This window comes from Streptomyces silaceus (assembly GCF_001419745.1).
In the GTDB taxonomy this organism is placed as follows: domain Bacteria; phylum Actinomycetota; class Actinomycetes; order Streptomycetales; family Streptomycetaceae; genus Streptomyces; species Streptomyces silaceus.
This window is the reverse complement of record NZ_LIRJ01000564.1, coordinates 1-4,314: the sequence shown is the minus strand read 5'-3', so window position 1 is coordinate 4,314 and position 4,314 is coordinate 1. Positions and strand designations below refer to the sequence as shown.

Sequence of the window (4,314 nt, the reverse complement as noted above, 5' to 3'; positions counted from 1 at the left end):
CGGACGCGTGCGTGGCCGCGGGTGCGGAGGACGTGGGTACGGAGGACGTGGGCACCGGTGCCGACAGCCGCGCGTCCTGGCGGAGCATGGCCTCGTGCAGGGAGGTGAGTTCGGGGCTCGGGTCGATGCCGAGTTCGTCGGCGAGACGGAGGCGCAGGTCGCGGTAGGAGTCCAGGGCGTCGGCCGGGCGGCCGGAGCGGTACAGGGCGCGCATGTGGGCGGCCCGCAGGCGTTCGCGGAGCGGCTCGTGGGCGACGAGCGGCGCCAGTTCGTCGGCCAGTACGGCGTGTTCGCCGAGGTCGAGACGGAGTTCGGCCAGCGTCTCCTGGGCGGTGAGGCGCTGTTCCTCCAGGCGCGAGACCGTCGTCCGCGTGAAGTCGGCGTCGCGGAAGTCGGCGTAGGCGGGTCCGTGCCAGAGCGCCAGGGCGTCGATCAGGAGGGAGACTTTCGTGCGAGGGTCCGCGCCTGCGTGAGGGGGTGACCCGGCGGCCTGCCCGGTCGCCTCCCCTGCCCTCGCCTCCCCCGCACCCTCCTCGTACGCACGCGTCGTCAGGGCCTCGAAACGGGTGGCGTCGACGTGTTCACGCGGGACGCGCAGCTCGTATCCGGCGGGGCCGTACACCACGAGGGCGCGGCCGCCCGGTTCGGCGCGTTCCAGGGTGCGGCGGAGCTGGGAGACCTTCGTCTGAAGGGAGTTGGCGGGCGACGACGGCAGCCGCTCGCCCCACAGGTCGTCGACCAGGGTGTCCACCGGGACCGGCCGGCCCGCCCGCACGAGGAGCGCGGCGAGCAGCGTGCGCACCTTCGGTTCCGGGGCGGGCACGACCGTCCCGTCCTCCGTGCGCACCGTCAACGGGCCGAGCACCTCGAATCGCATACGGCCACGTTAATCGGCCCTTGGCACAGCCGACACGGACGCTCGCCTCCCGTCGACGCGGACTCCTCGCCCCCGTCGACGCGGGCCCAGCCGCCGCTGACGAGAACCCTCGCCTCCGCTGACGGTCCCCCGTGCGTGAACCGTCAGTGTTCCGTGCGCGCTCCCCGGCACGGTGTTCCCGTGATCGCGGCACCGCGGTCGCCCAGGAGGCCACACGGCCCCCAGCCGCACGCCCACGGCCACCCGGCCGCCCGGCCAACTGCCACACACAGACCCACCGCCCAAGGAGCCCCCGATGCCCGCCTCCCGCGAAATCCGTCTCGCCGCCCGTCCCGTCGGCGCGCCCACCGCCGCCGACTTCGCCCTGGCCACCGCCGAGGTGCCCGACCGGCCCGGCGAGGGGCAGGTCGTCGTCCGCAACCAGTGGATGTCGGTCGACCCGTACATGCGGGGCCGGATGGACGACGCCCCCTCGTACATCCCGCCGTTCCAGCTGGACGCCCCGCTCGAAGGCAGTGCGGTGGGCGAGGTCGTCGCCTCGAACGCACCCGAGGTGCCGGTCGGCGCGACCGTCACGCACTTCCTGGGATGGCGGGAGTACGCCGTGCTCGACGCCGCCGCCGTGACGGTCGTCGACACCTCCGTCGCCCCCGCCGAGGCCTACCTCGGCCCGCTCGGCGCGACGGGCCTGACCGCGTACGCCGCGCTGACCCGCACCGCCCCCGTCCGCGAGGGCGACGTCGTCCTCGTGTCCGCCGCGGCCGGCGCGGTCGGCAGCGTCGCCGGGCAGATCGCCCGTGAGCTGGGTGCCTCGCGGGTGATCGGTTCGGCGGGCGGCCCGGCGAAGACGAAGAAGCTCCTCGACACGTTCGGGTATGACGCGGCGATCGACTACCGCGCGGGAGGTCTGCCCGAGCAGCTCGCGCAGGCCGCGCCCGACGGCGTGGACGTCTACCTCGACTCGGTCGGCGGCGACCACCTCCAGGCCGCGATCGGCGCGATCCGTCCCGGCGGCCGCATCGCGCTGGTCGGCGCGATCAGCACGTACAACTCGGCCTCACCCGTGCCCGGCCCCGACAACCTCTTCCAGGCCGCCAAGCAGGAGGCCACCCTGCGCGGCATGCTCGTGACCAGCCACTTCGACCTGTTCCCGGAGTGGATCGGCCGGGCCGCTCCCCTGCTCGCCGACGGCACCCTGCGCACCGAGAAGACCGTCGTGGACGGGCTCGACCGCGCGCCGGAGGCCTTCCTCGGGGTGCTGCGCGGGGCGAACACCGGCAAGATGCTGGTCCGTCTGGACGCGGGCGCCGCCTCCTGAGCCGCGCCGGCTCGCGACGGGTACGCGCCGGACCGCCCCCGGCGCGTACCCGATCGGCCTCACAGGATGGCTCGTACCCGATCGACCTCCCAGGACGACGCGCACCCGATCGGCCTCACAGGATGACGTGCGGGATGAACCTCGCGTACTCGTCCGTGATCAGCCCCGACGACTCCCGGATGCCGAGGCCGGCCGCCTCGTCCTCCACGACCCAGGCGCCGAGCACGACCCGGTTGCCGTCGAAGTCGGGCAGCGGAGCCAACTCCTGGTAGCAGCAGGCCTCTTCGCGTACGACGGCGGGGGCGCCGGGCTCGTGGACCGTCACGCCCGCGCCCTCACGGCCGAGCAGGGGCTTGGCGACATGGCCGCGGCCGCCCGCCTCGGCCAGCTCGCGCGGGCCGTCCAGGTAGGCGGGGAGGAGGTTCGGGTGGCCCGGGTACAGCTCCCACAACACCGCGAGCAGCGCCTTGTTGGACAGGAGCATCTTCCAGGCGGGCTCGATCCACAGGGTCGAGCCCGTGCCGCCGCCGTTGTCGAGGGTCCGCAGGACGTGCGGCGCGAAGCGGTCCGTGGTCAGCCACTCCCACGGGTAGAGCTTGAAGCAGCTCCGCATGAACCGCAGCTTCTTGTCGACGAAGCGGTGCGAGAGACGGTCCCAGCCGATGTCCTCCATGGAGATGGACTCCGTCGCGAGGCCCGCCTGGTCGGCCGTCTCGCGCAGATACGCGACCGTCATCAGGTCCTCGCCGAGCTCGTCGGCGGCGGAGTGCGCGAAGTACAGCGGACCGCCGGGCGGCAGCAGCGGGGCCTGCTTCTTCCAAGCGTCGACGAGACGTTCGTGCAGGGAGTTCCACTGGTCGGCGCCGGGGAAGCGTTCCTCCATCCAGAACCACTGGGGGCTCGCGGCCTCGACCAGGGAGGTGGGGGTGTCGGCGTTGTACTCCAGCATCTTGGCGGGGCCGCCGGAGCCGTCGTAGCGCAGGTCGAAGCGGCCGTACAGGGAAGGCAGTTCGGCGCGCCGGCGCCAGGCCTCGGTGACGGCGTCGGCCACGCGCGGGTCGGTGATGCCGAGGTCGGCGAGGCGGTCGTGTTCGACGATGTGCGCGGCGGCGGCCAGGCACATGGCGTGCAGCTCCTCGACGACCTCCTCCAGGGCCTCGACCTCGGGGAGCGAGAAGACGTAGTACGCGCTCTCGTCCCAGTAGGGGCGCAGGCTGTCGTCGGGGTAGCGGGTGAGCGGGTAGATCAGCCCCTGGTCCTCGACGGTCTGCTGCCAGCCGGGGCGGGGCTCGATGGTGCGGCGTTCCATGGCCTACGTGTCTTCCGTGTCCGGGGCGGGGTCCGGGTGGACGTCCGGGGCGGTACCTGGCCGGCGTCCGGGGCGGGGTCGGGGTCCGGGCCCGCTCAGCCGCCGCCGCTGCCGCTGCCCGAGCAGCCGAAGCCGTCGCGGTCGACGGCCTCGCTGCGGCTGAAGGTGCCGTAGTCGGCGTGCGTCCCGTCGATCTCGGCGTCGTAGTACCAGGCGGGGTCGGTACGGCCCGACGACTTGCCGGTGCCCGTGCCCGAGCCCGAGCCCGTTCCCGTGCCGGAGCCCGTGCCGCTGCCCGTGCCGTACGAGCCGGAGCCCGTCTTGCGCCCCTTGCTCTTCGACGAGGAGCCCGACGCCCCCGCGTTGCAGCTCTGGTCGCCGATGATCTTGTACCCGCGGAAGGCGTCGTAGCTGTCCCGGTCCACGCAGCGCCGGTCCGGGTCCGAGCCGCAGGAGGTCAGGGCCGCGGCGAGCACGCCCATGCCGCCGAGCACGACCGTGCTGGAGCGCAGCCGCCGTGGTTGCTTCTGTGCCATGTCTTCGCCGTCCCCCGTTGCCGCGCGCCGTACGCGGTGCGTCGTGCGCGCGTTGTCGTACGCGATGCGTCGTGCGTGTGCCGTTGTGCGTGTGCCGTCGTACGCGGCAGGGCGTACGACGTCGGCGCTCAGCGTAGGGAAGGCTCCGCGCGCCGTGCCAGTCGGCTCCACCGGATGTCCCTTGGGTCTCCTTTGACTCCCCTTCCTCTACAGTCACTTCGTGTCTCTTGGGATGATTTGCGCACTCGGCTCAGCGGTCTGCTTCGGCACGGCC

At 73.2% G+C, this 4,314-nt stretch carries 4 protein-coding genes; 1 reads left to right on the top strand and 3 read right to left on the bottom strand.

Annotated features, from left to right (window positions below):
- Positions 1-877 (bottom strand): AfsR/SARP family transcriptional regulator (locus AOK22_RS36680; RefSeq protein ID WP_167357930.1); only part of this gene is annotated, 877 nt, incomplete at its 3' end.
- Between the two features lie 295 nt (positions 878-1,172).
- Between AOK22_RS36680 and AOK22_RS36675 the strand changes: the two genes are divergently transcribed.
- The gene (locus AOK22_RS36675) at positions 1,173-2,195 is read left to right on the top strand and encodes an NADP-dependent oxidoreductase (RefSeq protein WP_055702994.1); all 1,023 of its coding nucleotides are present in this window, start codon (positions 1,173-1,175) and stop codon (positions 2,193-2,195) included.
- 115 nt (positions 2,196-2,310) lie between these two features.
- Here the strand turns inward: AOK22_RS36675 and AOK22_RS36670 are convergent, their stop codons facing one another.
- Both AOK22_RS36670 and AOK22_RS36665 read right to left on the bottom strand, forming a co-directional pair.
- Positions 2,311-3,504 carry a glutathionylspermidine synthase family protein gene (locus tag AOK22_RS36670; RefSeq protein ID WP_055702993.1) on the bottom strand — a complete coding sequence of 398 codons (1,194 nt, stop codon included), beginning with the start codon at positions 3,502-3,504 and terminating at the stop codon, positions 2,311-2,313.
- 95 nt (positions 3,505-3,599) lie between these two features.
- Positions 3,600-4,040: a hypothetical protein gene (locus tag AOK22_RS36665; RefSeq protein ID WP_055702992.1), complete on the bottom strand. Its 441-nt coding sequence runs from the start codon at positions 4,038-4,040 to the stop codon at positions 3,600-3,602.
- Between the last annotated feature and the right edge of the window lie 274 nt (positions 4,041-4,314).